General features: G+C 71.9%; 22 protein-coding genes and 1 pseudogene. 14 read left to right on the top strand and 9 right to left on the bottom strand.

What is annotated here, in order from left to right:
* Positions 1 to 12: 12 nt before the first annotated feature.
* From ACFV6X_RS32300 to ACFV6X_RS32285, 4 genes are all read left to right on the top strand, one after another.
* Entirely contained in the window at positions 13 to 1,965 is a 1,953-nt protein-coding gene (locus tag ACFV6X_RS32300; protein ID WP_385389681.1) for an ABC transporter ATP-binding protein, read from the top strand.
* Positions 1,962 to 3,743 (top strand): ABC transporter ATP-binding protein, encoded by a 1,782-nt coding sequence (locus ACFV6X_RS32295; RefSeq protein WP_385389680.1) that lies wholly within the window; start codon positions 1,962 to 1,964, stop codon positions 3,741 to 3,743. The genes ACFV6X_RS32300 and ACFV6X_RS32295 overlap by 4 nt, the downstream gene beginning before the upstream one ends.
* A gap of 347 nt (positions 3,744 to 4,090) precedes the next feature.
* The gene (locus tag ACFV6X_RS32290; protein WP_385389679.1) at positions 4,091 to 4,561 is read left to right on the top strand and encodes a DUF5709 domain-containing protein; all 471 of its coding nucleotides are present in this window, start codon (positions 4,091 to 4,093) and stop codon (positions 4,559 to 4,561) included.
* Positions 4,562 to 4,618: 57 nt separating this feature from the next.
* Positions 4,619 to 4,882, top strand: a complete 264-nt coding sequence (locus ACFV6X_RS32285) for a type B 50S ribosomal protein L31 (RefSeq protein ID WP_385389677.1) — start codon at positions 4,619 to 4,621, stop codon at positions 4,880 to 4,882.
* A 26-nt stretch (positions 4,883 to 4,908) separates the two neighbouring features.
* On the opposite strand, the gene ACFV6X_RS32280 is transcribed toward ACFV6X_RS32285, so the two are convergent.
* Positions 4,909 to 5,703: a metal-dependent hydrolase gene (locus ACFV6X_RS32280; protein ID WP_385389675.1), complete on the bottom strand. Its 795-nt coding sequence runs from the start codon at positions 5,701 to 5,703 to the stop codon at positions 4,909 to 4,911.
* A 145-nt stretch (positions 5,704 to 5,848) separates the two neighbouring features.
* Here ACFV6X_RS32280 and ACFV6X_RS32275 point away from each other — a divergent pair, with 145 nt between their 5' ends.
* Positions 5,849 to 8,362 carry a DEAD/DEAH box helicase gene (locus ACFV6X_RS32275; protein ID WP_385389674.1) on the top strand — a complete coding sequence of 838 codons (2,514 nt, stop codon included), beginning with the start codon at positions 5,849 to 5,851 and terminating at the stop codon, positions 8,360 to 8,362.
* 19 nt (positions 8,363 to 8,381) lie between these two features.
* The gene (locus ACFV6X_RS32270) at positions 8,382 to 9,254 is read left to right on the top strand and encodes an acyl-CoA thioesterase (protein WP_385389672.1); all 873 of its coding nucleotides are present in this window, start codon (positions 8,382 to 8,384) and stop codon (positions 9,252 to 9,254) included.
* A 378-nt stretch (positions 9,255 to 9,632) separates the two neighbouring features.
* Here ACFV6X_RS32270 and ACFV6X_RS32265 read toward each other — a convergent pair.
* Both ACFV6X_RS32265 and ACFV6X_RS32260 read right to left on the bottom strand, forming a co-directional pair.
* Positions 9,633 to 10,424: pseudogene (locus ACFV6X_RS32265) on the bottom strand (DUF6397 family protein); the annotation flags it as partial.
* A 137-nt stretch (positions 10,425 to 10,561) separates the two neighbouring features.
* Positions 10,562 to 10,972, bottom strand: coding sequence for a roadblock/LC7 domain-containing protein (locus tag ACFV6X_RS32260; protein ID WP_385389671.1), 411 nt, complete (start codon positions 10,970 to 10,972; stop codon positions 10,562 to 10,564).
* 94 nt (positions 10,973 to 11,066) lie between these two features.
* Between ACFV6X_RS32260 and ACFV6X_RS32255 the strand changes: the two genes are divergently transcribed.
* A complete protein-coding gene (locus ACFV6X_RS32255) occupies positions 11,067 to 11,495 on the top strand; it encodes a PPOX class F420-dependent oxidoreductase (protein ID WP_385389670.1) in 429 nt (142 codons plus the stop codon).
* Positions 11,496 to 11,512: 17 nt separating this feature from the next.
* On the opposite strand, the gene ACFV6X_RS32250 is transcribed toward ACFV6X_RS32255, so the two are convergent.
* From ACFV6X_RS32250 to ACFV6X_RS32230, 5 genes are all read right to left on the bottom strand, one after another.
* The gene (locus ACFV6X_RS32250; RefSeq protein ID WP_385389668.1) at positions 11,513 to 12,118 is read right to left on the bottom strand and encodes an ATP/GTP-binding protein; all 606 of its coding nucleotides are present in this window, start codon (positions 12,116 to 12,118) and stop codon (positions 11,513 to 11,515) included.
* A 249-nt stretch (positions 12,119 to 12,367) separates the two neighbouring features.
* The gene (locus ACFV6X_RS32245) at positions 12,368 to 12,781 is read right to left on the bottom strand and encodes a DUF742 domain-containing protein (RefSeq protein WP_385389666.1); all 414 of its coding nucleotides are present in this window, start codon (positions 12,779 to 12,781) and stop codon (positions 12,368 to 12,370) included.
* 22 nt (positions 12,782 to 12,803) lie between these two features.
* Positions 12,804 to 13,241 (bottom strand): roadblock/LC7 domain-containing protein, encoded by a 438-nt coding sequence (locus ACFV6X_RS32240; protein ID WP_385389665.1) that lies wholly within the window; start codon positions 13,239 to 13,241, stop codon positions 12,804 to 12,806.
* Positions 13,238 to 15,748: a nitrate- and nitrite sensing domain-containing protein gene (locus ACFV6X_RS32235; RefSeq protein ID WP_385389663.1), complete on the bottom strand. Its 2,511-nt coding sequence runs from the start codon at positions 15,746 to 15,748 to the stop codon at positions 13,238 to 13,240. The genes ACFV6X_RS32240 and ACFV6X_RS32235 overlap by 4 nt, the downstream gene beginning before the upstream one ends.
* Before the next feature lie 49 nt (positions 15,749 to 15,797).
* A complete protein-coding gene (locus tag ACFV6X_RS32230) occupies positions 15,798 to 16,571 on the bottom strand; it encodes an MHYT domain-containing protein (RefSeq protein ID WP_385389662.1) in 774 nt (257 codons plus the stop codon).
* A gap of 152 nt (positions 16,572 to 16,723) precedes the next feature.
* Between ACFV6X_RS32230 and ACFV6X_RS32225 the strand changes: the two genes are divergently transcribed.
* The 4 genes from ACFV6X_RS32225 to ACFV6X_RS32210 all read left to right on the top strand — a co-directional run bounded on the left by ACFV6X_RS32225 (position 16,724) and on the right by ACFV6X_RS32210 (position 20,311).
* Positions 16,724 to 17,323 carry a class I SAM-dependent methyltransferase gene (locus tag ACFV6X_RS32225; protein ID WP_385389661.1) on the top strand — a complete coding sequence of 200 codons (600 nt, stop codon included), beginning with the start codon at positions 16,724 to 16,726 and terminating at the stop codon, positions 17,321 to 17,323.
* A 116-nt stretch (positions 17,324 to 17,439) separates the two neighbouring features.
* The gene (locus ACFV6X_RS32220; RefSeq protein WP_385389659.1) at positions 17,440 to 17,736 is read left to right on the top strand and encodes a hypothetical protein; all 297 of its coding nucleotides are present in this window, start codon (positions 17,440 to 17,442) and stop codon (positions 17,734 to 17,736) included.
* 134 nt (positions 17,737 to 17,870) lie between these two features.
* Positions 17,871 to 18,695, top strand: a complete 825-nt coding sequence (locus tag ACFV6X_RS32215) for a hypothetical protein (RefSeq protein WP_385389657.1) — start codon at positions 17,871 to 17,873, stop codon at positions 18,693 to 18,695.
* A gap of 224 nt (positions 18,696 to 18,919) precedes the next feature.
* A complete protein-coding gene (locus ACFV6X_RS32210) occupies positions 18,920 to 20,311 on the top strand; it encodes a tannase/feruloyl esterase family alpha/beta hydrolase (protein WP_385389655.1) in 1,392 nt (463 codons plus the stop codon).
* A gap of 4 nt (positions 20,312 to 20,315) precedes the next feature.
* Here the strand turns inward: ACFV6X_RS32210 and ACFV6X_RS32205 are convergent, their stop codons facing one another.
* On the bottom strand, positions 20,316 to 20,498 hold the full coding sequence (locus tag ACFV6X_RS32205; protein WP_385389653.1) for a hypothetical protein: 183 nt from the start codon (positions 20,496 to 20,498) through the stop codon (positions 20,316 to 20,318).
* A gap of 243 nt (positions 20,499 to 20,741) precedes the next feature.
* Here ACFV6X_RS32205 and ACFV6X_RS32200 point away from each other — a divergent pair, with 243 nt between their 5' ends.
* The 3 genes from ACFV6X_RS32200 to ACFV6X_RS32190 all read left to right on the top strand — a co-directional run bounded on the left by ACFV6X_RS32200 (position 20,742) and on the right by ACFV6X_RS32190 (position 26,457).
* Positions 20,742 to 23,600 (top strand): DEAD/DEAH box helicase, encoded by a 2,859-nt coding sequence (locus ACFV6X_RS32200; protein ID WP_385389652.1) that lies wholly within the window; start codon positions 20,742 to 20,744, stop codon positions 23,598 to 23,600.
* Positions 23,597 to 24,862, top strand: coding sequence for an SWF or SNF family helicase (locus ACFV6X_RS32195; protein ID WP_385389650.1), 1,266 nt, complete (start codon positions 23,597 to 23,599; stop codon positions 24,860 to 24,862). Before ACFV6X_RS32200 ends, ACFV6X_RS32195 begins: the two co-directional genes overlap by 4 nt.
* Positions 24,863 to 25,116: 254 nt before the next feature.
* Positions 25,117 to 26,457 (top strand): esterase-like activity of phytase family protein, encoded by a 1,341-nt coding sequence (locus ACFV6X_RS32190; protein ID WP_385389648.1) that lies wholly within the window; start codon positions 25,117 to 25,119, stop codon positions 26,455 to 26,457.
* Positions 26,458 to 26,638 lie beyond the last annotated feature (181 nt).

Genomic DNA, 26,638 nt, shown 5'->3' with positions numbered 1-26,638 from the left:
CACTGGGACGTCATGCAGATTCAAGACCTTCCGTACCCCGACCCTGGTGTGCCGGACGCGCGTTCGGGGCCGCGGTTCCTGTGGTGGCTGGGCCGGAACCAGTTGCGCGGCCAGCTCATCGCCCTGACCTGGGGCCTGGTGCACTTCGTCTCGGTCTCCTCGCTGCCGTTCTGCGTCGGCTTCGCCGTCCAGGCCGTGGTCGACGGCTCCGGGGAGCGGCTCGCCCTCGCCGGCGGGCTGATGGTGCTGGCGTGCGCGGGCAACGCCCTCGGCGACACCTTCCTGCACCGGGCCGCCGTCACCAACTGGATCACGGCGGCCGCCCGGGTCCAGCAACTTCTGGCCCGCAAGGCCGCGCATCTGGGTTCCGCCCTGACCCGGCGGGTCGCGGCCGGCGAGGTCGTCGCGGTATCCACCGGTGACGTCGAGAAGATCGGCTGGTTCGTGGAGGCGGTGTCCCGCTTCACCGCGGCTGCCGTCACGATCGTGCTGGTCTGTATCGGCCTCGTCGTCTACCAGCCGGCCCTCGGCGTCGTCGTCGCCGTCGGCCTTCCGGTGCTGGCGGTGGCCGTACTGCCCCTGCTCCCCCGCGCGACCCGGCGTGCCGACGTCCAGCGGGAGAAGGCGGGGTACGCCACCGAACTCGCCTCGGACACCGTCGCCGGGCTGCGCGTCCTGCGCGGCATCGGCGGTGAGGAACTGTTCCTCGACCGCTACCGCCGCGCCTCCCAGGAAGTCCGTCACGCGGCCGTGCACAACGCGCGAATGTGGTCGCTGATCTCGGCGATCCAGGTGCTGCTGCCCGGCCTGCTGCTGATCACGGTCGTCTGGTACGGCGTGCATCTGGCCCGGCAGGGCCGCATCACCGTCGGGGAACTCGTCACCGTCTACAGCTCTGTCATGCTCCTCACCTATCCCTTGCGGCACTTCGAAGAGATCGCGATGGCCTATTCGTTCTCGCGGCCCTCCGCCAAACGGGCGGCCCGTGTGCTGTCCCTGGAGCGGGCCACGGACGCCGAGGGAGCGCGTGAGGACTCTGCTGAGCCATCCCCCGGGGGCGTGCGCACGGACTCAGCGGGCTCATATGCGGGCTCGCAACCAGGCGACCTGCCGTCCGGGGACCTGCCCTCCGACCTGCCTTCCGGGAACCTGCCCTCGGGGGACCTGTACGACCCGGTCACCGGTCTGCTCGCGCCGTCCGGTCGGTTCACGGCCGTGGTGTGCGGCGACCCCGACGCGGCGGGGCGGCTGGCCGAGCGGCTCGGCGGCCACCCCTCGGAGGCGGGTACGCCGGTGCTGCTCGGCGGGGTTGCGCTCGACGAACTGCCGCTGGATCGCGCGCGGACGGCCGTCCTGGTCCAGGACAAGGATCCCGTCCTGCTCTCGGGCTCCCTGCGCGACCTGCTCGACGTCCCCGCGTCCGGGAACGTCCGCCCGGACGAGGCGCTGGCGGCCGCGCAGTGCGAGGACGTGCTGACGGCGCTCGTGCAGGGCTCGCTCGACGCCGACGACCCGATGGACGCCCGGATCACCGAACGCGGGCGCTCCCTCTCCGGTGGCCAGCGCCAGCGGCTCGCCCTCGCCCGGTCGCTCATCACCGACCCGGAGGTGCTCGTCCTGGACGAACCGACGTCCGCCGTCGACTCCCACACCGAGGCACGGATCGCGGAAGGCGTGCGCGAGCTGCGGGCCGGGCGCACGACGGTCGTGTTCACCTCCTCGCCGCTGCTGCTGGACCGCGCGGACCGGGTGGTGCTCGTCCACGAGGGCGAGGTCGCCGCGGTCGGTGTGCACCGGGACCTGGTGCACGAGGAGCCCCGGTACCGGACCGTGGTGACCCGGGAGACCGAAGAGGAGGCCGCCGCGCTGAGCGGCGTACTCGCCGAGTTCGACGCCGACGAACTCAACAAGCTGGATGAACTGGACGAGCTGGACGAACTGGACGAGATCGAGGAGACAGCATGATCGGCGTGGCGCCACCGGCGTACGACCCGGCGGCCCCGACGACGGCGCACACCCTGCCCGTCGGTGCCCCCGCGACCGTGCGCGCCTACGTGGCCGAACTGTTCCGCCGGCACCGCCGGGCGCTCCTGCTCCTCGTCGTCGTCAACACGATCGCCGTGATCGCCTCCATGGTCGGCCCCTACCTGCTGGGCGGTCTGGTCGAGCGGGTCTCGGACGACGCGCGCGAGCTGGACCTGGGCCTCACGGTGACGTTCTTCCTGATCGCCCTGGTCGTGCAGGCCGTGTTCGTGCGTGAGGTGCGGTTGCGCGGCGCGATGCTCGGCGAGCGGATGCTGGCCGAGCTGCGCGAGGACTTCCTCGTGCGGTCGGTCGGGCTGCCGCCGGGAGTCCTGGAGCGGGCGGGAACGGGTGATCTCCTGTCCCGGATCACCACCGACATCGACCGGCTCGCCAACGCCATGCGCGAGGCCGTTCCCCAGCTGGCGATCGGTGTGGTGTGGGTGGCCCTGCTGCTGGGCGGCCTGGTCGTCACGGCACCCCCGCTGGCCGGGGCCGTGCTGCTCGCTCTGCCGCTGCTGGTGATCGGGTGCCGCTGGTACTTCCGCCGGGCGCCTGCGGCCTACCGGTCCGAGGCCTCCGGGTACGCCGCCGTGGCCGCCGCGCTCGCCGAGACCGTGGACGCCGGGCGCACCGTCGAGGCACATCGGCTCGGCGACCGCCGGGTGGAACTGTCGGAGCGCCGGATCAAGGAGTGGACCGCCTGGGAGCGCTACACGCTCTGGCTGCGGTCGGTGCTGTTCCCGGTCATCAACGTCACCCATGTGACCGTGCTCGCGTCCGTCCTGATGGTCGGCGGGGTGTTCGTGCTCCAGGGCTGGCTCGGGGTCGGGCAGCTGACCACGGGCGCGCTGATCGCGCAGATGCTCGTCGATCCGGTCGGGCTGATCCTGCGCTGGTACGACGAACTGCAGGTGGCCCAGGTGTCGCTGGCCCGGCTCGTGGGCGTCCGCGACATCGAGCCGGACGCCGGGGACCCGGCGCTGGCGCCCGACGGCCGGGACGTGCACGCCCACCAGGTGCACTTCGGTTACGTCGAGGGTGTCGACGTGCTGCGCAAGGTGTCGCTTGACGTCGCCCCCGGCACCCGGCTGGCGCTGGTGGGCCCCTCCGGCGCGGGCAAGTCGACACTGGGCCGGCTGCTCGCCGGGATCTACGCGCCGAGGGACGGCCGGATCACCCTCGGCGGCGCGGAACTGTCCCGTATGCCCGCGGAACGCGTCCGCTCGCACGTGGCTCTCGTCAACCAGGAGCATCACGTCTTCGTCGGCGCCCTGCGCGACAATCTGCTGCTCGCCCGCACCGACGCCGTCGACGCCGAGCTGTGGGCGGCGCTCGGCGCGGTCGACGCGGACGGGTGGGCGCGCGCCCTGGAGAAGGGGCTGGACACCGAGGTCGGCTCGGGCGGGCTCGCACTCACCCCGGCCCAGGCCCAGCAGATCGCGCTGGCCCGGCTGGTGCTGGCCGACCCTCACACGCTGGTCCTGGACGAGGCTACGTCCCTCCTCGACCCGCGCGCGGCACGTCACCTGGAACGGTCCCTTGCCCGCGTCCTCGACGGCCGCACCGTCGTAGCCATCGCCCACCGCCTGCACACCGCCCACGACGCCGACGTCATCGCCGTCGTCGAGAACGGCCGCATCAGCGAGCTGGGCAGCCATACCGAGCTGGTCGAGGCGGACGGGGCGTACGCGGCGCTGTGGAGGTCGTGGCATGAGTGAGAGGTGACGGCTCGCGGCGCCCGGCCCCCTGGGGACAACAGGGTGCGAGCGGCGCGCGGCCGCTCTTCGATGGCCCCCGGCGTCGCCGCGCACCGTCCCGGCCGAAGCCCCCCGTCCGGCCCGGGCACCCACTGGCCGGGCCGCGCGGCTTCGACGGCTCGCCCCCTGTCGGTGCCCGTGCCGTTGCGCGGTGGCGAACAGGGGTGGAAGGCTGGAAAGCGGCGCAGGCTCGGGGAGCGTCCGCGAAGTGCGCGGGACAGCGTTGGGCGCAGTCTGTGTCCCCGGTACGGACGGCGCGCCGCCGACCGTGGCGGGAACGGCCCCGTCCTCACCACCTGGAGGTACCCGTGAACAGCGCCGACGGATGGGGAGACGACGTCTACCAGCCCGACGGGTCCGAGCAGCGCGAGGACACGGGGCTGCTCGACGGGGAGGACACTCTGGACAACGACGGTGTCAGCGACCCCCTGGATCGGGGCTGGTCCCCTCCGGAGCGGCCGTGGGCGGTGGAGCGCAGCGGCGTGACGGCAGCCGAGCGGGTGCGGGGCGAGACCCTGGACCAGCGGCTGGCGGAAGAGCTGCCCGAGTCGGCGGTACCCGAAGGCGACGGCCTCGGCGACGCCGACGGCACCGACGGGGAACTCCTTGACAACGAGGTCGGCGGCGCCCGGTCCGGGCGGCTCGTCGCCCCGGACGAGGGAGCGCACGAGGACGACGAGTCCGCACTGATCGCCACGGACGTCGGGATCGACGGGGCGGCCGCCTCCGCCGAGGAGGCCGCCGTCCACATCGTCGACGAGGACGCCCTGTCCGGCTGACGCCGGCCGCGCCAGCCCGACGCCCCCGCCCATGCCACCTCCGCACCAGGAGCAGCCATGCAGCAGGACAAGCACCCCGACTACCACCCGGTCGTCTTCCGGGACCGCGCCGCCGGGTACGCCTTCCTGACCCGGTCCACCGCCACCAGCGAGCAGACCATCGAGTGGGACGACGGCCAGAACTACCCCGTCGTGGACGTCGAGATCTCCTCGGAGAGCCACCCGTTCTACACCGGCAAGGCCCGCACGGTGGACACCGAGGGCCGCGTCGCCCGCTTCGAACGCCGGTACGGGGAAGGTACACGTCAAGGCACCGACTGACGCCTCCGCGCGCGCCGTGCGGGGCCTCAGATCACGTTGAGTGCCGCCGCGCCGCCCACTCCCCCGAGCACCATGAACGCCGGCATCAGCACCTTCAGCTCCACCCAGCTCCCCGCCCTGAACCGCATGACCTTCGGCGGCCCGATCGGATACCAGCGCTTGCGGCCCACCGGGATCGGCCACAGTATCGGGCAGCCCGAGACGGTCAGCGCGTCCCCGATGTCGTGCACCAGCGCGCCGAGCACGATGGGCAGGCCCAGCCACAGGTACTCCTGGCCCGGCTCTGTGAACAGCCAGTCCGCCCCGTTGCCGGGCTGGTCCAGGACACCGGCGACGATCCAGGCGCTCGTCGCGGCGAGCAGCCACACCAGGACATCCGCGCTGGCACCGCGGGTCGCCCGCCACAGCAGGCCCTCGATGGCCAGCACCATGTGGACGAAGAGGATCGCCAGCACCGTCCAGCGCCCGCCGGTGATCGCCAGCACCGAGGCGCCCGCGCCGATCAGGACCGCCCACAGCCAGGTGTGCGTGAGCGTGCGGTGCCCCCCGGAGCGACGCGGATCGCCCTGCTTCTTCGTGGCCTTGTAGACGGCGTAGGAGAGTTTGTCGACGATCTCGCAGAGCCAGCGCGACAGCGGTCCGAAGGAGCGCGAGATGGTGGCGGCCTTGTGGTCGAGGTCGGGGGCGAGCGCGGCTCCTGCGCAGATCAGCGCGCCGCACAGCAGGACCGGCCAGGGCATCCCATGCCCTGCCGCGGTGGCGGCGGCTCCGACGCCGAGCCAGGCCGCGGCGCCCGAGAGAGAGTGTGCTGGTCCCATCATTGCCGCTGCCCGCCCCATTCTTCGTGCGCCGCTGTCCAGTTGACTCGTCGCGCCGACGTCGTGTCGGCGACACAGCGTAGCGTTCGCGATCTTCATGCGGGCATCCGATTCCCGCATCGGCCGGAAGGCCAGGCAAGATGGGGGCGTGACCCTCATCGATCAGCTGCCGCAGACCGCCGACCCCGACGCACTCTACGAAGCCTTCGAGTCGTGGGCGCAGGAGCGCGGTCTCACGCTCTACCCCCACCAGGAGGAGGCGCTGATCGAGGTGGTCTCCGGTGCGAACGTGATCGTGTCGACCCCCACCGGATCCGGCAAGAGCATGATCGCCGCGGGCGCCCACTTCGCCGCGCTGGCGAGGGACGAGGTCACCTTCTACACGGCTCCGATCAAGGCGCTGGTCTCGGAGAAGTTCTTCGAGCTGTGCAAGCTGTTCGGCACCGAGAACGTCGGCATGCTCACCGGCGACGCCTCCGTGAACGCCGACGCCCCGGTCATCTGCTGCACCGCCGAGGTGCTGGCCTCGATCGCGCTGCGCGACGGCAAGCACGCGGACATCGGCCAGGTCGTCATGGACGAGTTCCACTTCTACGCGGAGCCGGACCGCGGCTGGGCCTGGCAGATCCCCCTGCTCGAACTGCCGCAGGCGCAGTTCGTCCTCATGTCGGCCACCCTCGGCGACGTCTCGATGTTCGAGAAGGACCTCACCCGGCGCACCGGCCGCCCGACCTCGGTGGTCCGCTCGGCGACGCGTCCGGTGCCGCTCTCCTACGAGTACCGGCGCACCCCGCTCACGGAGACGCTGACGGAGCTGCTGGACACCAAGCAGGCACCTGTCTACATCGTGCACTTCACCCAGGCGCAGGCGGTGGAGCGGGCGCAGGCGCTGATGAGCATCAACATGTGCTCGCGTGAGGAGAAGGACAAGATCGCCGAGCTGATCGGCAACTTCCGCTTCACCACCAAGTTCGGCAGCAACCTCTCCCGTTATGTCCGGCACGGCATCGGCGTGCACCACGCAGGCATGCTGCCCAAGTACCGCCGCCTGGTGGAGAAGCTCGCCCAGGCCGGTCTGCTGAAGGTCATCTGCGGCACGGACACTCTGGGCGTCGGCGTCAACGTACCCATCCGCACCGTGCTGTTCACCGCCCTGACCAAGTACGACGGCAGCCGGGTACGCACGCTGCGCGCACGCGAGTTCCACCAGATCGCCGGGCGCGCCGGGCGCGCGGGCTTCGACACGGCCGGTTTCGTGGTGGCCCAGGCTCCCGAGCACGTCGTCGAGAACGAGAAGGCGCTCGCCAAGGCGGGCGACGACCCGAAGAAGCGCAGGAAGGTCGTCCGCAAGAAGGCGCCGGAGGGGTTTGTCGCCTGGAGCGAGGACACCTTCGAGAAGCTCATCTCCTCCGAGCCGGAGCCGCTGACGTCCCGCTTCCGGGTCACGCACACCATGCTGCTGTCCGTGATCGCCCGGCCCGGCAACGCCTTCGAGGCCATGCGGCACCTTCTGGAGGACAACCACGAGCCGCGCAGGCAGCAGCTGCGGCACATCCGGCGCACGATCGCCATCTACCGCTCGCTGCTGGACGGCGGCATCGTCGAGAAGCTGGACCAGCCCGACGCCGAGGGCCGCATCGTCCGTCTCACCGTGGACCTTCAGCAGGACTTCGCGCTCAACCAGCCGCTGTCCACCTTCGCGCTCGCCGCCTTCGAGCTGCTGGACCCCGAATCGCCGTCCTACGCGCTGGACATGGTGTCCGTCGTGGAGTCCACGCTGGACGATCCGCGCCAGATCCTCGCCGCCCAGCAGAACAAGGCGCGCGGTGAGGCCGTGGCCGCGATGAAGGCGGACGGTGTCGAGTACGAGGAGCGCATGGAGCGGCTCCAGGACGTCTCCTACCCGAAGCCGCTGGAGGAGCTGCTCTTCCACGCGTACGACACGTACCGCAAGAGCCACCCGTGGGTCGGAGACCATCCGCTGTCGCCGAAGTCCGTGATCCGGGACATGTACGAACGGGCGATGTCCTTCACGGAGTTGGTCTCCTTCTACGAGCTGGCCCGGACCGAGGGCATCGTGCTGCGCTACCTGGCCGGCGCGTACAAGGCCCTTGAGCACAACATCCCGGACGACCTCAAGTCCGAGGACCTCCAGGACCTGATCGAGTGGCTCGGCGAGATGGTGCGTCAGGTCGACTCCAGCCTGCTGGACGAGTGGGAGCAGCTCGCCAACCCGGAGGTGATGACGGCCGAGGAGGCTCAGGAGAAGGCCGACCAGGTCAAGCCTGTCACCTCCAACGCGCGCGCCTTCCGGGTCCTGGTCCGCAACGCGCTGTTCCGCCGCGTCGAACTGGCCGCGCTCGACCAGGTGGCGGAGCTGGGCGAACTGGACTCCGAGTCCGGCTGGGACGCCGAGGCCTGGGGCGAGGCCATGGACAAGTACTGGGACGAGTACGACGACCTCGGCACCGGCCCTGACGCCCGCGGCCCCAAGCTGCTGCTGATCGAGGAGGAGCCGGAGCACGGGCTGTGGCGCGTCCGGCAGATCTTCGACGACCCCAACGACGATCACGACTGGGGTATCAGCGCCGAGATCGATCTTGCGGCCTCCGACGCCGAAGGCCGTGCCGTGGTCCGCGTCACCGACGTCGGCCAGCTGTGAGCACAGGAGACACACAGTCATGACAAACCCGGCCGAGAGGCTCGTCGACCTGCTCGACCTGGAGCAGATCGAGGTCAACATCTTCCGGGGCCGCAGCCCCCAGGAGTCGCTGCAACGGGTCTTCGGCGGCCAGGTGGCCGGCCAGGCGCTGGTCGCCGCCGGGCGTACCACCGAGGGCGACCGGCCGGTGCACTCGCTGCACGCGTACTTCCTGCGGCCCGGGCGACCGGGCGTGCCGATCGTGTACCAGGTCGAGCGGGTCCGCGACGGGCGGTCGTTCACGACCCGCCGGGTCACGGCCGTGCAGCAGGGCCGCACGATCTTCAATCTCACCGCCTCCTTTCACAAGCCTGAGGAAGGGAACTTCGAGCACCAGTTGCCGCCGGCTCGCGAGGTGCCGGACCCGGAGTCGCTGCCGACCGTCGCCGAGGAGATCCGGAAGCATCTTGGTGCGCTGCCCGAGCAGTTGGAGCGGATGGCGCGCCGCCAGCCGTTCGACATCCGGTATGTGGACCGGCTGCGCTGGACGCCGGAGGACATCAAGGGCGCGGAGCCGCGCAGTGCCGTGTGGATGCGCGCCGTCGGGCCGCTCGGTGACGACCCGCTGGTGCACACCTGCGCCCTGACGTACGCCAGCGACATGACCCTGCTGGACGCCGTGCGCATCCCCGTCGAGCCGCTGTGGGGTCCGCGCGGCTTCGACATGGCGTCGCTGGACCACGCGATGTGGTTCCACCGGCCGTTCCGCGCGGACGAGTGGTTCCTGTACGACCAGGAGTCACCGATCGCGACCGGCGGGCGAGGGCTCGCCCGTGGACGGATCTACGACCTGGAAGGCCGTCTGCTGGTGTCGGTCGTCCAGGAAGGGCTGTTCAGGGCGCTGCAGCTGTAGCTGCAGGGGAGGGTCCGGCCGCGCGTGGGCGGGCCTTCATGAGCTTCTGCGGCGAAGCCGGCTCAGCAGTCCTCGGGGGCGCTCCGGTTCGGGTGCGCGAGCGTGGGTGTGGGCGTCGGGTCGGGGCGTGGCAGGGCGTGTGGGGGGTCGGGACGCGGGCGGGCGCTCCTTGTGCAAGGCACCCGGCCGATGCACCGCACGGTGCGGGTGGGCGGGTCCGGCCGGGTGCACCGTACGGCGCGCGTCACCGTGATCGGCCCGTCGCTCCGTACAGTGCCCGTCACCATGGCCCGTCCGACGGTCCGTACGGCGCGCTTCAGCGTCGTCGGCCCGACGTTCCACACCGTGCGCGTCGTCCTGTTCGGCCTGGCGTTCGCCCCGAGGTGCTGGTCGCGGCGCCGGACGATGTGCTCGGGCCTCGTCCAGCACCTGGCTGAGCTCGGCTCGCAGCCAGCTGATCTCGCCCGGGTCGTCGGCCGTCATGAGCCTCTCGGCGCGCTCCGCCGACGGTGAACCTGGCGCGCCTTGGGTCGGCGGCACCGGACGGAACCGGTTCATATGGGCGCGCTCGTAGGGATCCTTGACGATCTCCGCGACCTGAACGGGATCCAGCAGCGCGGCCAGGGCACCGGCACGCTCCCAGGGATCCTCGGCCCGGCGCAGCAGGAACCCCACATACCGTCCCCGCCAGTTGCGGGCGCGCAGGTCCACCCCGTCCCGCAGCCGAAGCCGCATCCCCTCCGGCAGCGCGCGGCCCTTCACCAACGGAGCGTTCCGCTCGTCGGCCGCGAACTGGCACACCTCGTCGGCCAGATAGAGCCACACGAGCGTCCGATAGCGGTTCAGATAGAACGCGACCGGCACCACAAGCCCCAGTCGGGCCAGGCGCGTGAACCGGTCACCCGTCACGCCCATGAGGTGCGCGGCCTCGTTCGTGCTCACGGTCCGCACCCGTGCGAGGAGCGCTTCCGGGAAGCCGTCCTCCGCGCGCAACCGCTCGATCTCGGCACGGGTGACACGACGCCCTCCGCCGCCTTCGTCGGGCAGTGTGCGGATCCGTCCGAGACTCACCGCGAGCTCGAGTTCGCGTCGCTTCAGTCCCAGTTCGCGTGCGGCGCGGCTCGGCGTGTACGTGAGCACTTCCGGACTCGCGATGGTGTTGCCCGACATGGCGTGTCTCCCCCGTGGAGTCGTGATCGATGGGCTCCGCTCACGCTCTGTGCGTTCGCGGTCACACCACCGTAGCCGCTCCGGCCGATCACGTGGCGAGCCTGTGGAAAACTTCGCGAGGGCTGAAAACGCACAGGTCAGAGGTCTGTGGAGGGGAACCGCTCAGGCTGGCGGGCGTCCACACCGAGGTGCTCGCCGACCCGGTTGACGAGCAGTGTCATCTCGTAGGCGATCTGGCCGATGTCGGCCTCCGCGGCGCTGAGTACGCACAGACAGCTGCCACTGCCGGCCGCCGTGACGAAGAGCACCGCGTCGTCGAACTCGACCATCGTCTGGCGCACCTGCCCCGCCCCGAAGTGGCGTCCCGATCCCTTGGCCAGACTGTGCAGTCCGGACGCGACGGCGGCGAGGTGTTCGGCGTCCTCGCGCCGAAGCCCGGTGCTCGCCCCTGTCACGAGTCCGTCGTTGGACAGGACGAGTGCGTGCCGCACATGCTCCACGCGCTCGGTCAAGTCGTCCAGCAACCAGCCCAGTCCCTTGTGCACCATGATGTCGATCTCCCCGTGTGACGACTCCCCCTGGCCGGAGGATCTCTCCGCCAGCCTTCACCACGTCCGGCTGACGGGCAAGCAGGATGGGGGCATGGCACAGAAGATGACCGACACGGAATGGCGGGCCTTTCTGTCACAAGGCACCCGCACCGCAAAGCTGTCCACCGTCAGGGCTGACGGGAGCCCGCACGTGGCGCCGATCTGGTTCCTGCTCAACGGGGACGAGGTGGTGTTCAACACCTCCAAGGAAAGCGTGAAGGGGCGCAATCTGGCCCGGGACGGGCGGGTCGCCCTCTGCGTGGACGACGACCGGCCGCCGTTCGACTTCGTCGTCGTGCAGGGGCGGGCCCAGCTCTCCGAGGACCTCGACGAACTTCGGGAGTGGGCCACCCGGATCGCCGGGCGGTACATGGGTGAGGAGAACGCCGAGGCGTTCGGGGAACGCAACGGCCAGCCGGGAGAACTCCTGGTGCGGGTCACGATCGACAAGGTCCTGGCCCAGAAGGCCGTCGCCGGCTGAAGCCCCTCCGGAACCGATCAACTCACGGAGTCGAGCAGCCGGGCGGTGTGCACCCGCCCGGCGTACTCGACGAGCCGGATGAGCACTTCCTTCCCCGAGTCACGGTCACGTGCGTCGCAGAGCACGACCGGAATTCCCCGATCGAGGTCCAGCGCGCGGCAGACGTCCTGTGCGCCGTAGGCGCGGGCGCCCGTGAAGCAGTTGACGGCCACCACGAAGGGGATGTGGCGGTGCTCGAAGTAGTCCACCGCGGGGAAGCAGTCCTCCAGGCGGCGGGTGTCGGCCAGGACGACCGCCCCCAGCGCTCCCTGCGACAGTTCGTCCCACAGGAACCAGAAACGGTCCTGTCCCGGCGTACCGAACAGGTACAGGGAGAGCCCGGAGCGGATGGTGATACGGCCGAAGTCCATGGCGACCGTGGTCGTGACCTTGTGGTCCACGCCGTCGGTGTCGTCCACCAACTGACCGGCCTCGCTCAGCAGCTCCTCGGTGCGCAGGGGCCTGATCTCGCTGACCGCGCCCACCAAGGTGGTCTTGCCCACGCCGAACCCGCCGGCGACAAGTATCTTCAACGCCAGGGCGGCGGTATCGCCCTCGGTGGCGTCGGACGTCTCGAAGACCATCGATCACTTCTCTCGGGAGTGCCTGCAAGGGTCGACGTCGGTACGCGCGTGCCACGCCGGGACACGGCGTCCGCACACGGCTTCGGTGCTCGTGTGCGAAGGCAGCATCATGGCAACGACCGGTCCCCGCAGGGCGCTCGGACCGCTCTTTGCCTGATGTGACCGACTCGCATGCGTTCCGCGCCCACAAAGGTGCGTAAGGCGGCGGTCTGTGCGGCCGTACGCGCGCGGGTTGTCGTGAGCGTTCATCTACAGCGCCCGCAGTCCGTCGATGACCTCGCGCAGAATCCGCTCGTCGGGCAGTTGGGCGGGGGGCACGGGACGGCTGACGGTGACGCGGCCGAGTTCCAGGAGGTCTCCCAGCAGGACCCGGACGACGCCGACGGGGAGGTCGGCGCCCGCGGCGAGTTCGGCGACCGACTGGGTCTCGGTGCGGCACAGATCGACGAGTGCCCGGTGCTCGGGCCCGAGCGTGGGGTCGTCGTCGAGGTGGGGAGCGCCCGGGTCGAGAGTGACCAGGGCGATGAGGTCGAAGCGCACCCCGGTGGGCCCGGGCTTGGTGCGGCCGCCCGTCATGGCGTACGGCCGCACGAGCGGGCCTGCCTCGCCGTCGTACCACTGGCTGCCCTGCTCGTGCGGGCTGCCCTTGATGTCCTCGGTCATCTGTGCGGACCGCCTTCTCGCCTCATCCGGCGGCGGGTGGCCGCGCGTTCATGCGCGGCGCCGTGTAGAGGTGCTCACCGACGCGCTTCACCAGCCGTGCCATCTCGTAGGCGACCAGGCCTATGTCGGCGGTGACGGCGGTGAGGACGGCCAGGCAGGAGCCGTCTCCGGCGGCGGCCACGAAGAGGAAGGCGTCGTCCATCTCCACCATGGTCTGGCGCACGCCACCGGCGCCGAAGTGCCGGCCGGCCCCCTTGGCCAGGCTGTGGAAGCCCGAGGCGACGGCGGCGAGGTGTTCGGCGTCCTCACGGCCGAGTCCGGTCGAGGAGCCCACGGCGAGTCCGTCGTTGGAGAGCACCACGGCGTGCCGTACCTCGTGCACGCGCAGTACCAAGTCGTCCAGCAGCCAGTCGAGTTCGCCGGAACTCTGAGCGGCTCTCATGCCGGGGTCCTGGATCATGCGGGGTCTCCTTCGCTGCTGTCACTGCCGCCTGCGGGGTCAGGTGTCGCGCGGCCAGGTGGGCGGCCGCCACCGCGTGCCCATCCGTCGCGGTAGGCCGCCATGCGGTCACGTACGAGTTCGGGTGTGCGCCGGTCGTCGTTCCGGTGAGTGGACGGCTGCGGCGGGTCCGGGGGGCGCCGCTCGCGCAACTGGGGGGCGAGGCTGGCCTGTCGTACCCGGCGGGGGAGGTTCTCGGATCCTTCGTCGGGGTCGGGGGCACGGTGCAGGCGCAAGGTGGTGACTCCGGGGGGCGGGGTTTCGGGGCCGGTCTGCGCCGTGGCCGGGACGGGGGCCACCAGGGCGGGCCGGTCACCGGTGGTGGGGACGGCCTCCTGGTGGAGGGGTCCGCCTGGCACGCGCGCGTACTCGTGTTCCGGGTCCGCCGCCTTTGCGCTGGAACGTTCCGGCACACCGCTGTGCAGCAGGGCGGTGGGCAGCAGGACGACCGCGGTGGTACCGCCGTAGGGGGAGGTGCGCAGGTGCACCTTGATCTCGTGGCGTGCTGCGAGCCTGCTGACGACGAAGAGGCCGAGCCGGTCGCTGTCGAAGAGGTCGAGTGCTTCTGACTGGGCGATACGGCGGTTGGCCTCGGCGAGGGTGTCCCGGCCCATGCCCAGGCCGCGGTCCTCGACCTCGACGGCGTAGCCGTTGCCGACGGGCTCTCCGGTGACACGCACGCGCGTGTGCGGGGGTGAGAACTGGGCGGCGTTCTCTACGAGCTCGGCCAGCAGGTGGGTGAGGTCGGCGACGGCGGCGCCGACGACGAGGGCTTCGGGAAGCTGCCGTACCTCCACGCGCGCGTAGTCCTCGATCTCGGAGACGGCCGCGCGGACCACGTTGGTCAGGGAGACCGGCATGCGCCAGGCCCGGCCGGGGGCCGCGCCGGAGAGGATGATCAGGCTCTCGGCGTGGCGCCGCATACGGGTGGTGAGGTGGTCGAGTCGGAACAGGTCGCTCAGTTCGTTCGGGTCGTCGGAGCGGCGTTCCATGCTGTCCAGAAGGGTCAGCTGACGGTGGACGAGGACCTGGCTGCGGCGTGCGAGGTTGACGAAGACACCCGAGATGCCGCTGGCGAGTTCGGCGCGTTCCACGGCGGCGTGCAGCGCGGCCCGGTGCACCGTGCCGAGGGCCTCGGCGACCTGGCCGACCTCGTCCTCGGCGGGCGGCCCGGGCGGTGCCTCGGCCCGGACGTCGATCTCTTCTCCGGCGCGCAGTTTGCGCATGGCTTCGGGGAGTTTGCGACGGGCGATCTCCAGTGCGCCGTTGCGCAGGCTGATCAGTTCGACGACGAGGCCGCGCCCGATCCGTACCGAGATGACGAGCGAGGCGGCGACGGCGGCCAGGCCGAAGAGGACGGCGGCGCCCGCGGGGATGAGCAGGCCACGGGCGAACGGGTCGGCCCGGTCGGCCACGCCCCGGGCGGCGTCCTGCTCGATGGTGCGCATGCCGCCCTGCACGCGCGCGTGTGCAGGGGTCCAGTCGGTCTCGGGCGCGGCCTTGATCGCCACGGGCCCCGGCCGGCTCGTCAGGACCTTGTCCTCGACGGCGACCACGGCCGTGTAGTCCACGCTCCCGGCGAGGTTCCGCCAGGCGGCGCGCTCGTCGCCGCGCAGGTCGGCGACGGCGCCGTCGGTCAGGGCGCGGCGGGTGTCGACCGCTCCGGTGAACAGCCGCATCCGCTCGCCGTCCAGGCCGCCCGCGAGCCGGGCGCTGGAGAGCAGCACGTCCTCCCGGGCCAGGGCCTCGCCGGCGCGGGAGAACTCCAGCAGCACGCGCGCGTCGGAACCGAGTTCGGCGTCCTGGATGCCGGTGAGGGCACCGCCCACGCCGAAGGCCGTGGAGATGGTGTTCGTGTACCGCTCGTACGCCTCGTCCCATCCGGCACGCCGCTCCAGAACGTCGGCCCGCAGCGTCCGCAGCCCCTCCGTGCCCGTGACGAAGGTTTCGAGCCGCATCGCGACTCCCTTGGGCAGTTCCTGGCCCTCGGCGACGGTGTTGCGGTCGCCGAGCCGCAACCTCGCCACCGCCCGGTCCGTGCGCTCAGCGAGGCGCCGCAGCTCGCCACCGGCGCCGGCCGAGGGGTCGGTGGCATGCCGTACGGCGGCGGCGCGCTCGGCCTGGAGCGCGGCCACGGTGGCCGCGACAGGGGCGCGGACGTCGGAGTCCACGCGCTGCAACTGGCGTAGCCGGGCGACGTCCTGGACGGTGCTCACGGTGGCGTAGGCCCACAAGGCCAGGAGTGACACGGCGGGCACCATCAGCAGACAGACGATCTTGGCGCGCACGGTACGCGGACGGATGTGCCAGCGCTCCGCCGCGCCCGTGGGATCACCTGTCGCCTCCGCGTCCGCGGTGTCCCGCGGGGTTTCGTCGGCCGGTGGTCCGGCGTGGGCGCGCCGGCCGCGCGCGGGGGTCGGGGGCGGCGTCTCGGCGCCTGTGCCGGGTTTCCTGCGGGGGGTACGCATGGCCTCCTCGTTCGGAAAGGGTTCGGTGCGGTCCGGTGCAGGTGCGCCCTCAGTGGGCGGCGTTCCCGAGGGGCCGCTGGGCCGATGCGGAGGCCTCGCGCTCGCCTGCCGTCGGGGACAGCGCCACGAAGGCGGAGGTCAGGAAGAGGTAGGACCCGAGGCCGACGGCGAGGGGGAAGACGAACTGCATCGCCGTGGCCCCGGGCAGGACCTCGCCGGAGGGCGTGACCTGCACGCGCACCGCGAACATCCCGGTGTAGTGCATGCTGCTCACGGCCGCGCCCATGACGAGGGAGGCGACGGTGACCGCGACGGGCGACTTGATGTTGAGCGCCGCCCACAGGGCCGCGGTCGCCGCGACGACGGCGATCACGACCGAGAGGGCGACCCGCATCGGGTCGTACATCACGTCACCGTGCAGGCGTACCGCCGCCATGCCCAGGTAGTGCATGCTCGCGACGCCCAGTCCGGTGGTGAGGCCGCCGATGAGCAGCGCACGGGCCCGGTCGCGGCCGTAGCCGACCGCGAAGACGCCGGCGCTGACCACGATCATGGCCACGAGCAGGCTGAGCACGGTGAGCGGTACGTCGTAGCGGATCTCGGTCCCGCTGACGCTGAAGCCGAGCATGGCCACGAAGTGCATGGTCCAGATGCCGGTGGCGAGGGCCGAGGCGGCCGTGATCAGCCAGTTGCGCCGTGAGCGGCCGGTGGCGCCGAGCGCGCGGACCGTACAGCGCAGGCCCAGTGCGGCGCCTGTGCAGGCCATGACGTACGACAGTACGGGTGTCAGCCAGCCGAGGGCGGCGTGGTCCAGGTGTCCCATGGCCAAGGGACGCTAGTGGGAGCACGGGAGCACAAAGGGGGCGCATTTCGAAAGGTGTTGGAATATGACGCAGATACGTACCTGAACGATCGCGTCCCGCTCGAACATGTGCGCCGGGGCGTCCTCCGTGTCAGTGAGGGATCATGCCGAACATGAGCGACGACCGTACGCACGTCCAGGAGTTCTTCACGGCCCGCGCGGCCGACTGGGACAGCCGGTTCCCCGACGACGACCCCGCCTACGCGGCCGCGGTCGGCGAGCTCGGTCTGCGGGAGGGCGGCCGCGTCCTCGACGCCGGGTGCGGCACCGGACGGGCCCTGCCGCCGCTGCGAGCGGCAGTGGGCGCTTCGGGAGTGGTCCTCGGGGCCGATCTGACCCCGGCCATGCTGCAGGCCGCCGCCCGGGCCGGACGGGACCGTGACGGGTGGCTGCTGCTCGCCGACGTGGCCGCGCTGCCCCTGCGCTCGGAGTCGCTCGACGCGGTGTTCGCGGCGGGCCTCATCGCTCACCTGCCCGACCCGGCGCGAAACCTGCGGGAGTTGGCGCGTGTGGTGCGCCCCGGCGGCAGCCTCGCCCTCTTCCACCCGATCGGCCGCGCGGCGCTCGCCGCCCGACAGGGCCGCCGGATCACCCCGGACGACCTGCGCGCGGAGCCCAACCTTCGCCCCTTGCTGGCCGGTTCCGGCTGGACCATGACCTCGTACGTCGATCAGGACGACCGCTTCCTCGCGCTGGCCGTCCGGGCGGGCTGACCGTCCCGGCGCTTCACCGCGCCTTCCCCCTTCTGCCGCCGCAGCTCCAACTCTACGTTGAACAGCAGCGGGTGAGCGATCGGCGAGGAAAGTCACGAAGGGGGATGGTGGTCACTGTGTTCGACAGAGTTCGCAAGGCGTGGTCCGGGTTCCGTGAGGCGTCGCGCGCGGAGCGCGAGCCCGGCCCGGACCGGCGGGGGCACAATCTGTTCGAGGCCGCCGCGGCGTACGTCTCGGCGTGCGCGGAGGACGACCAGGACCGCATCGACGAGGCGGCGGGATGGGTGTCGCCGGAGGCGCTGTCGTTCGGGGTGAACGAGCTGGCGTGCCGGGCCGTCATCGCCCTGGCCCGGGAGCGCGACCAGTCGCCGCGGAGGGTCGCACGCGAACTGCTGGGGCTGCCGGCGGCGTGAGGGAGGTCGACGAGGGGTCGTTTTGGCCCTGTCCGGCCGGACAACCGCAGGTCCGGTGGTCCGCACAGTCGTGACAAGCGGCTTCCGGTCGCACTAGGGTGCGCGCCGATGGACGAACCCCTGGGGAGGCTGGGATGGCCGGGACGGACGCGGATGCCGTCGCCGCCGAGGACGACGCGCTCTATGTGCTCACGGCGGTGCTGCTGACGCCTGCGCGGTTTCCGAGCGTGCTGGGCGACGACTACCCGGAGGCCTGCGCGGCACTGGGCATCGCGCCGCTGGCCGACGGGTACGGCCTCGTGTTCGGCCAGGACGGCGAGGGCGCGCGGTGGACGGTCGTCACGGACGACGTGTCGCTGGTCGCGGTCGCCATCGCCTCCTGGGACTGCGGCATGGAGTACGACCTGTCGCCCGACGAGCGGTCCGTGGTCGCGGCACTGCCGGGCTGGCCGCTCGCGGTCGCCGTCGCGGCTCCCGGCGTGCCCGCGCCGCACGACCCCGACCCCGAGGACGCGGGCTGCGCGCCGCTGTCGCCGCCGGACACCACGGGCTGGGGGGCGGCCCAGCGCAGGCTGGGGGCGGACGAGATCGCGGTGCAGTGGACGTCGTGGCGGGAGCAGGTCGACGACAAGGAGTTCATCGTCCCCGAGCAGGACTCCGAAGCCGCCGAGGATGAGCCCGTCGGCCCGGAACGCGGCGTGATCCGGCGCGTCCTCGCGGAGGCGCACGCGTACGTGGACACCCCGCCGCCCCTGGGCCGCGTCCGGTCGTCCTTCGCCACGGGCGACGCCCGGACGCTGCGCGCGGACGGCCCGGGCTGGTCGCTGGTGGCGCGGACCGACGACATGGCGTTCCTGCTGGTCGACGAGAAGCCGGGCGAGGTACTGCCGGTGGGCCGGGGACCCAAGCTGCCCGCGCTGCTGGAGGCGCTGGACAAGATGGCGGTACGGCCCAGCTGAGGGGGACCGACGCCACAAGCAGCGGACGGTCAGCGGATCCTCTGTAGCCGTCGGCCAACGGCCCCCTGAAAATAGGGGCCTTCACCACCTGTGTCGGTCACCCATGCCTCAACTGAACGCCATGTGGTGCCACTCCATGGAAGACGAGCGGCGCTCGCCCCACGATGGGGCAGCCCCGGCTCGGCCCGTGTGCCGTGCCCTGTCGTCCCGCCCCGGAGGCCCGCATGCGTCCATCCCCTGGCGTCCCCCTGGTTGCCACCGCTCTCCTCGCGGCTGCCCTCACGGCGCCGGCCCCGGCCCTCGCCCAGGGCGTCGGCGACACTCACTGTGCGCGTCAGGACCACGTGCGGGTGCCGGGCGCGGCGCTTCAGCAGGCGGTGTGTCTGGACGACCTGACCACCACCGGCCTCGCCGGTACCCCGTACACCGACCTGGCCGACCAGGCGGGGCTGACGGCCAAGGCCACGCGCACGCCGTCGGGGGTGCCGGGTGTGCAGGTCGACGGGTACTTCCCGGACTCGTCCCGGTTCAACGCCACGCACGGCTGGCGCCATGACGCACAGTTCGTGATCCGGCTGCCGGACCGCTGGAACGGCGGCCTTGTCGTCACCGGCGCTCCGGGCACCCGCAGGCAGTACGCGACGGACAAGGCGATCTCCGACCGCGTGCTGGCACAGGGCTACGCGTACGCCGCGACCGACAAGGGCAACAACGGCACCGACTTCTACCGCGACGGCGATCGGCCCGGCGACGCGGTCGCCGAGTGGAACGCGCGCACGACCCAGCTCACGCGCGCGGCCCGCAAGGTCGTTGCCCAGCGCTACGGCCACGCCCCGCGCCGCACCTACATGACGGGCATCTCCAACGGCGGCTATCTGACGCGCTGGCAGTTGGAGAACCATCCGGAGCTGTACGACGGCGGGGTGGACTGGGAAGGCGCCCTTTGGACGGCGGACGGCCCGAACCTGCTCACCTCCCTGCCCACGGCGGTGGCGCGGACCTACGGCTCGGCGTCGGACGAGGACATGTACGGCGTGGGCTTCGCGCGTGGCTCGGAGTTCCTGTGGCCGTATCACGAGAAGGCGTACTGGGGTGTCACTCAGAAGACCTACCGCGCGGAATTCGACCCGGCGTACGATCCCGGCTGCCCCGGGCCGTCGGCCGGGACCACGCCCGAGGAGATCCTTGCGCCCTGCACGTCCGACGCGGACTACGACTACGCCTCGCGTCCGTCCTCCGTCCACCGCGCGGTGGCACGGGTGGCGCTGACCGGGCGCATCGGCAAGCCGCTGATCACGCTGCACGGGGACATGGACACGCTGCTGCCCAAGGCCGCCGACTCCGACGTGTACGCACGCATGGTCGACGGGCGGGGGCGGGGGCCGTTGCACCGTTACTACACGGTGCAGGGCGGTACGCATGTCGACGGGCTGTACGACACCTATCCGGACCGGCTGCGGCCGATCCTGCCCTGCTACCGGTCGGCATTCGACGCGCTGGTCGCATGGGTGGAGCGAGGGACCCGGCCGCCCGCGGACCGGACCGTCGGCCGGCCCGCGGGCGGTGATGTGGTCGACTCGTGTGCGCTGGACGGCAAGGCCGCCCCGGGGCGGTAGCGCCTCAGCGGCCCAGCTCCTTGCGCGTGACCCGGCGCAGCCTGCGGCGCTGCGTCGGGTCCAGCGTGAGGTACGCGGCGGCCGGGACGCCCAGCACTATGAGCAGCGCGGCCCACCAAGGCAGCCAGATCAAAAGGATGAGCCCGACCGCCACACCTCCTGCGGCGATCTTCGCGTTCTTCGACATGTGTGTCGCCTCCTTCGCGGCCACTGCCGCTCTCTGTTCTGAAAACGGGCCCGCGTTTCCGGCGGTTCCGGCCGCACCCCTGAGACGCACCCTGAGACATCCCTGACGCTCGACCCCGAGCCACCCCTGAGAGCCAGGGCGTGAGCGGAGTCACAACTCAAGCATGCCGGGCCGCGCCACGAAGTGCTGTACCCTCGGCGACCTCGTCCCGGCTAGTCAAACTTGAGGAATGCGGCCATCTCTGTGCAGAGGATTCCCACGGCAAACCCCTCCGAAATCATCGAACTGGCGGAATGCTGTGCCGTGTTCGTGCCCCGTGACCCGGCCCGCACCGGCCGTGTCGCCTTCTGGCGCCCCGACGGCGCCACCCCGCCGGTCGTGAACGGCGGCACCGTCGAGGAGCTGGCCGTCGTGCTGCCCGGTGGCGCCGGCGTCGAACTGACCGGTGTGCCGGCCGTCCTCCTGCCCGTTCGTGCGGCACTGCCCGTCCTCACGCGCGCGCGTGCCGCCCGGACGGGGCACCGGGCGGCCTTGTTCTGGGGCGCGGCCACCGTGCTGGGGCTGCAGTTCGTGGCCCGGGGTCTGCTGCTGCCCGGCCTGTCACCCGGTGATCACGACGCCTGGCGTGCGGGACCGCTGCGCGCCGAGGACGTCGAGAGCGTCCGTCGGCTCGCCGCCGCGATGCCACCCGAGGCGCACGCCCTACCGCTGGACGGCTCCGAACCACTGCGGCTGCCGGACCCGGAGCGCCTGCTGCGGGCCTTCGTGGACGCGGTCGCCGACACGCTGCCCCGCTCCCCTGCCGCGTCGCTCGTGACGGGCGGCCCCGCCTACGCCGTCCCGGAGCCGCAGCACCTGCCCGGGCAGCGGGCCTGGGCCGCCGATGTGGCCGCCGGCCACGACGTGGGCGTACGGATCTCGCTGCGGATCGAGGTAGGCGGCCTGACAGCGGAGGACGGCACCGCGCCGGACTTCCGGGCCGTGCTCCAGGTCCACAGCGTGAGCGACCCCTCGCTCGTCGCGGACGCCGCCGAGGTGTGGGCCGGAACGGACGCCACCGGGCGGGCCTTCGGCCCCCGCGCGCGGATGGACGCCCTGCTCGCGCTGAGGCGCGCGGCACGGGCCTGGCCGGCGCTCACTCCCCTGTTGTCGGCCGCGGTGCCGGACGCCGTCGAACTCGCCGACGAGGAGGTCACCGAGCTCCTCGGTGGCGGCTCGGCGGCCCTCGCCGGCGCCGGGGTCGACGTGCACTGGCCCAGGGAGCTGGCCCGCCGGCTGACCGCCCGCGCGGTCGTCGGTCCCCCGGACGACGGGAAGACTCCGGGCAAGCTCTCCTCGGACACGCCGTCATTGCTGTCGGCGGACGCGCTGCTCGCGTTCGACTGGAGGTTCGCGCTGGGCGGCCGGCAGCTCACGCGCGGCGAGCTGGACCAGCTCGCCGAGGCGAACCGCCCTGTGGTGCGGCTGCGTGACCAATGGGTGCTGATCGACCCTCAGGAGGTCCGCCGCGCCCGCGCGCGGCAGGAACGCAAGGTCACGCCCCTCGACGCGCTCGGCGCCGCCCTGACAGGTTCTACGGACGTCGACGGCCACCGGGTCGAGGTGGAGCCGACCGGCTGGCTGGCGGCACTGCGGGACCGGCTGGCGGACCCGGAGGCGCAGGAACCGGTCGGGCAGCCTGCCGCACTCGCCGCCGAACTGCGCGACTACCAGCTGCGGGGCCTGTCGTGGCTGGCCCGGACGACGTCCCTGGGGCTCGGCTGCTGCCTCGCCGACGACATGGGCCTCGGCAAGACGATCACCCTGATCGCCCTGCATCTGCACCGCCGGAGCGACCCGTCCGCCGCCGGTCCCACCCTTGTGGTCTGCCCGACGTCCCTGATGGGCAACTGGCAGCGGGAGATCGAGAGGTTCGCGCCCGGCACACCGGTGCGCCGCTTCCACGGCTCACGGCGTGACCTGGACGGTGTGGCCGACGGGGAGTTCGTCCTGACGACGTACGGCACCATGCGGCTCGACGCGCGGCGGTTGGCCGAGGTGCCGTGGGGCCTGGTGGTCGCGGACGAGGCACAGCACGTGAAGAACCCGTACTCGGCGACCGCGCGTGAGCTGCGGTCCATCGGCGCACGCGCGCGCGTGGCGCTCAGCGGCACGCCGGTCGAGAACAACCTCTCCGAACTCTGGGCGATCCTCGACTGGACCACCCCCGGACTGCTCGGCCGCCTCGGCACGTTCCGCAGCCGGTACGCGCAGGCCGTCGAGGACGGCCAGGATCCGGCCGCCGCGGAGCGGCTGTCCCGGCTGGTGCGGCCGTTCCTGCTGCGCCGCCGGAAGTCGGATCCGGGCATCGCGCCCGAACTGCCGCCGAAGACCGAGACCGACCGTGCCGTGTCGCTCACCACGGAACAGGCGGCGCTGTACGAGGCCGTGGTGCGCGAGACGCTCGCGGAGATCGCGAACGCCGACCACATGGCCCGGCGTGGGCTGATCATGAAACTGCTGACCGGCCTGAAGCAGATCTGCAACCACCCGGCGCAGTACCTCAAGGAGGAGCGGCCGAGGATCGCCGGGCGCTCCGGGAAGCTGGAACTGCTGGACGAGTTGCTCGACACGATCCTCTCCGAGGGGGCGGGCGTTCTGGTCTTCACCCAGTACGTGGCCATGGCCCGGCTGATCGAGTGGCATCTGGCGGACCGGGGCGTGCCCACGCAGTTCCTGCACGGCGGAACGCCCGTCCCCGCGCGCGAGGCGATGGTGCGGCGCTTCCAGGAAGGCGGAGTTCCCGTGTTCCTGCTGTCGTTGAAGGCGGCGGGCACGGGCCTGAACCTCACGCGTGCGGAGCACGTCGTCCACTACGACCGCTGGTGGAACCCCGCCGTCGAGGCACAGGCGACGGACCGCGCGTACCGCATCGGCCAGGACCGGCCCGTGCAGGTGCACCGGCTGATCTCGGAGGGAACCATCGAGGACCGTATCGCCGGGATGCTGCACCGCAAGCGGGAGCTGGCCGACGCGGTGCTGGGCTCCGGTGAGGCCGCGCTCACGGAGCTGACGGACGCGGAACTGGCCGACCTGGTGGAACTGCGAGGGGCGACGCGATGAATCAGTACGACGAGAAGGAGCGCACGTTCGCCGCGTTGCCGCCCGCGCGCGGGCGGGGCTTCGCGCTCACCTGGTGGGGCCGGGCCTGGCTGAAGGCCCTGGAGGACGCGGCGCTGGACGCGGAGCAGGTGAAGACGGGCCGCCGGCTCGCGCGCGCGGGAGCCGTGGGCGCGGTCTCGGTGCGGCCGGGACGGATCACGGCGGTCGTGCAGGACCGGGACGGCACGGCGCACCGGGCCGATGTGCTGCTTGAGGAGTTGTCGGCCGAGCACTGGGACCGCTTCCTGGAGATGGCCGTCGAGCGTGCCGGGCATGTCGCGGCGCTGCTCGACCGGGAGATGCCGCCGCACCTGGTGGAGGACGCGGCCACGGCCGGTGTCGACCTGCTGCCCGGCATGGGCGATCTGGAGCCCACCTGCGACTGCGGTGCCTGGGACCACTGCGGGCACACGGCGGCGCTCTGCTACCAGGTGGCCCGGCTGCTCGACGAGGATCCGTTCGTCCTGCTGCTGATGCGCGGGCGCGGTGAACGGGCCCTGCTCGGCGACCTCCAGACCCGCAGTGCGGCGCCCGCGCAGGAGAGGGCCGAGGAGCACGCAGAGCTGGAAGGGGTGGAGGCCCTGGAGGCGTACGCGGCCGGGGACATCCTGCCTCCGTTGCCGACACCGCCCGAACTTCCCGCAGAGCCGGGGCTGCCGCCGTCCTTGGACACCGAGGCTCCGCCCGCGCCCGGCGTGGATACGGCCGCCCTGGAGTTCCTGGCCGCCCGGACGGTGGTGGCGGCGCACCGTCTGCTGTCCGAGGCGCTGCGGGCAGGCGTGGCCGTGGACGAGCTGACGGTGGCGCAGGACGCCGCGCGGCTGGCTGCGGGCGCTCCTGAGCGGTTCGTCGCCGAGCGGCTCGCGGAGGGGTCCGGACGGGGCCCCGGCGAGCTGGCGTCAGCCGTGCGGGCGTGGCAGTACGGCGGGATGGCCGGGCTGTCCGTGCTCGAGGAGGAGTGGTCGGTCGAGGGCGAGACCCTCGCACGCGCGCGTGCCGCCCTGGAAGCGGCCTGGGACGACGACGAGCGGCCGGAACTGCAGGCGCGGGGCAACCGGTGGACGGTCGCCGACGGACGTGGCCAGCTACGCCTCGGGCGCGACGGTCGCTGGTGGCCGTACCGGAACGAGGGCGGCCGTTGGGTTCCTGTGGGCGGCGCGGACCGGGACCCGGCGACAGCGCTGGCCGCCACGGAGGGCGTGCGGATGGAGGAGGCCCGCTGAGCCGATGACGGTGTCGGTGACCACAGACGGCTGACTCGCCGGCGGAGGAAGGAGTCCCGCTGAGCGCGTGACGGCGTCGGTCACCGTGGGCGGCTGACTTGCCATCAGTTGCACCGCCCCAGGCCCGCGCGTGTGCTGACGTGGCGTCGGCCGGACCTGCGGTCGATGTCCGGTGTTCACGCGACGGTCCCGCGGTGTTCCTTCCGGGGTTCGAATGTGGCCGCTGTCAACACACTTGGTCCCCAGGAGGCCCGATGTCCCCGTCCGTCAACGGCCGGCGCCGTGTCCATCGTACCGTCGCGGCGGGTGTGCCCCTCGCCGTGGTCGCCGCGCTCCTGGCGGCGGCCCCGGCCACGGGCGTCCCGTCCCAGGACGCGCGGGTGATCCGCACGGCGACCCTCGGCGACATACCACTCGGAGCCTTCAGCAACGCGCTGCTGCACGGCACGGTGGCCGACGACCGGAACGTGGACCTCGGCGGCATCGGCAGCGACATCCACCCGGCCGGCCGCAGGGGCGAGTTCTGGACGGTCACCGACCGTGGGCCCAACGGCCAGATCAAGGTGGACGGCAAGAACCGCCGCACCTTCCCGGTGCCCGGCTTCGACCCGGCGATCGTGAGGATCCGTGTCTCCGGTGACTCGGTGAAGGTGCTGGACGCCATCCCGATCACCACGTCCTCCGGGAAGCCGGTCACGGGTCTGTCGAACCAGGAGGGGCGCGACGAGGCGCCGTACTCCTACGACGCGCGGACGCCGCTGACGTACGACCCGAACGGGCTGGACACCGAGGGCATCGTGCGCGCGAAGGACGGCACGTTCTGGCTCGTCGACGAGTACGGGCCCTCACTGCTGCACGTCTCCGCGCGCGGGAAGGTGCTCAAGCGTTACGTGCCCGAGGGGCTGAACCTCACCGGCGCAGGCTACCCGGTCGTCGAGGCACTGCCCTCCGTACTCCTGAACCGGAAGATCAACCGTGGTTTCGAGGGCCTCGCTCTGCTGCCGTGCGGCGACCTGGTGATGGCGGTGCAGAGCCCGCTGTCCCTGCCGGACAAGGACGCCGGAGAGGCGTCGCGGACGATGCGGCTGCTGCGGTTCTCGCCGATGAAGCAGGCCGTCACCGCCGAGTACGCGTACCGCTTCGACCCGGTGGACGTCGTCGACCCGGGCGAGGACGACACGTCCGAGCTCAAGATCTCCTCGGTGGTCGCGGTGGGCGGCGACCGCCTGCTGGTCGAGGAGCGCACCGACAAGGCCGCCCGGCTGCAGCTCGTGCGCCTGGACCGCGACGCGAACATCCTCGGCGGTTCCTGGGACGACGTGACGACCTCCCCGTCGCTGGAGCAGCTCGACGACCCGGCCGCCTCGGGCGTCCCGGTGCTCGGCAAGCGGCTGGTCGTCGACCTGGGGAAGGTCACCGGCGTGCCCGGCAAGATCGAGGGCGTCGCGCGCGTGGACCGCTACACGCTCGCGCTGATCAACGACAACGACTTCGGCATGACGGACGGCGTCGAGGCGTTCGACGCGCAGGGCCGACTGGTCGACAGCGGGATCGAGACGTCGGTGGTCCACGTGCGGCTGCCGCGCGGGATCTGAGCGTGCCGGTGCGTCGTGCCGTACACGCGCGTGCGGCACGACGAACCGCTAGGGCCTCGAGGCCACCCCAGCCCTCTGGACCCTTGGGTCCTAGGTGTATTGACCCGCAGGGTTGTTGACTCGGCTGATCGGGGGTTGGCCTCCGAGTGCGGTGTGGCACCGATGGTAGTTGTAGGCGTGA

This window comes from Streptomyces sp. NPDC059861, assembly GCF_042731435.1.
Taxonomy (GTDB): Bacteria; Actinomycetota; Actinomycetes; order Streptomycetales; family Streptomycetaceae; genus Streptomyces.
The sequence above is the reverse complement of the archived record's forward strand: the minus strand, read 5'-3'. Positions and strand labels throughout refer to the sequence as shown.

What these genes read in the sequence shown, in the direction of transcription:
- ACFV6X_RS32300 (WP_385389681.1), top strand. Translation starts at nt 13, where the DNA reads ATGCAGATTCAAGACCTTCCGTACCCCGACCCTGGTGTGCCGGACGCG.
- ACFV6X_RS32280 (WP_385389675.1), bottom strand. Translation starts at nt 5,703, where the DNA reads ATGATGGGACCAGCACACTCTCTCTCGGGCGCCGCGGCCTGGCTCGGC.
- ACFV6X_RS32250 (WP_385389668.1), bottom strand. Translation starts at nt 12,118, where the DNA reads ATGGTCTTCGAGACGTCCGACGCCACCGAGGGCGATACCGCCGCCCTG.
- ACFV6X_RS32260 (WP_385389671.1), bottom strand. Translation starts at nt 10,972, where the DNA reads ATGGTGCACAAGGGACTGGGCTGGTTGCTGGACGACTTGACCGAGCGC.
- ACFV6X_RS32215 (WP_385389657.1), top strand. Translation starts at nt 17,871, where the DNA reads ATGGCCGGGACGGACGCGGATGCCGTCGCCGCCGAGGACGACGCGCTC.
- ACFV6X_RS32230 (WP_385389662.1), bottom strand. Translation starts at nt 16,571, where the DNA reads ATGGGACACCTGGACCACGCCGCCCTCGGCTGGCTGACACCCGTACTG.
- ACFV6X_RS32295 (WP_385389680.1), top strand. Translation starts at nt 1,962, where the DNA reads ATGATCGGCGTGGCGCCACCGGCGTACGACCCGGCGGCCCCGACGACG.
- ACFV6X_RS32225 (WP_385389661.1), top strand. Translation starts at nt 16,724, where the DNA reads ATGAGCGACGACCGTACGCACGTCCAGGAGTTCTTCACGGCCCGCGCG.
- ACFV6X_RS32235 (WP_385389663.1), bottom strand. Translation starts at nt 15,748, where the DNA reads ATGCGTACCCCCCGCAGGAAACCCGGCACAGGCGCCGAGACGCCGCCC.
- ACFV6X_RS32210 (WP_385389655.1), top strand. Translation starts at nt 18,920, where the DNA reads ATGCGTCCATCCCCTGGCGTCCCCCTGGTTGCCACCGCTCTCCTCGCG.
- ACFV6X_RS32245 (WP_385389666.1), bottom strand. Translation starts at nt 12,781, where the DNA reads ATGACCGAGGACATCAAGGGCAGCCCGCACGAGCAGGGCAGCCAGTGG.
- ACFV6X_RS32240 (WP_385389665.1), bottom strand. Translation starts at nt 13,241, where the DNA reads ATGATCCAGGACCCCGGCATGAGAGCCGCTCAGAGTTCCGGCGAACTC.
- ACFV6X_RS32205 (WP_385389653.1), bottom strand. Translation starts at nt 20,498, where the DNA reads ATGTCGAAGAACGCGAAGATCGCCGCAGGAGGTGTGGCGGTCGGGCTC.
- ACFV6X_RS32195 (WP_385389650.1), top strand. Translation starts at nt 23,597, where the DNA reads ATGAATCAGTACGACGAGAAGGAGCGCACGTTCGCCGCGTTGCCGCCC.
- ACFV6X_RS32255 (WP_385389670.1), top strand. Translation starts at nt 11,067, where the DNA reads ATGGCACAGAAGATGACCGACACGGAATGGCGGGCCTTTCTGTCACAA.
- ACFV6X_RS32190 (WP_385389648.1), top strand. Translation starts at nt 25,117, where the DNA reads ATGTCCCCGTCCGTCAACGGCCGGCGCCGTGTCCATCGTACCGTCGCG.
- ACFV6X_RS32285 (WP_385389677.1), top strand. Translation starts at nt 4,619, where the DNA reads ATGCAGCAGGACAAGCACCCCGACTACCACCCGGTCGTCTTCCGGGAC.
- ACFV6X_RS32270 (WP_385389672.1), top strand. Translation starts at nt 8,382, where the DNA reads ATGACAAACCCGGCCGAGAGGCTCGTCGACCTGCTCGACCTGGAGCAG.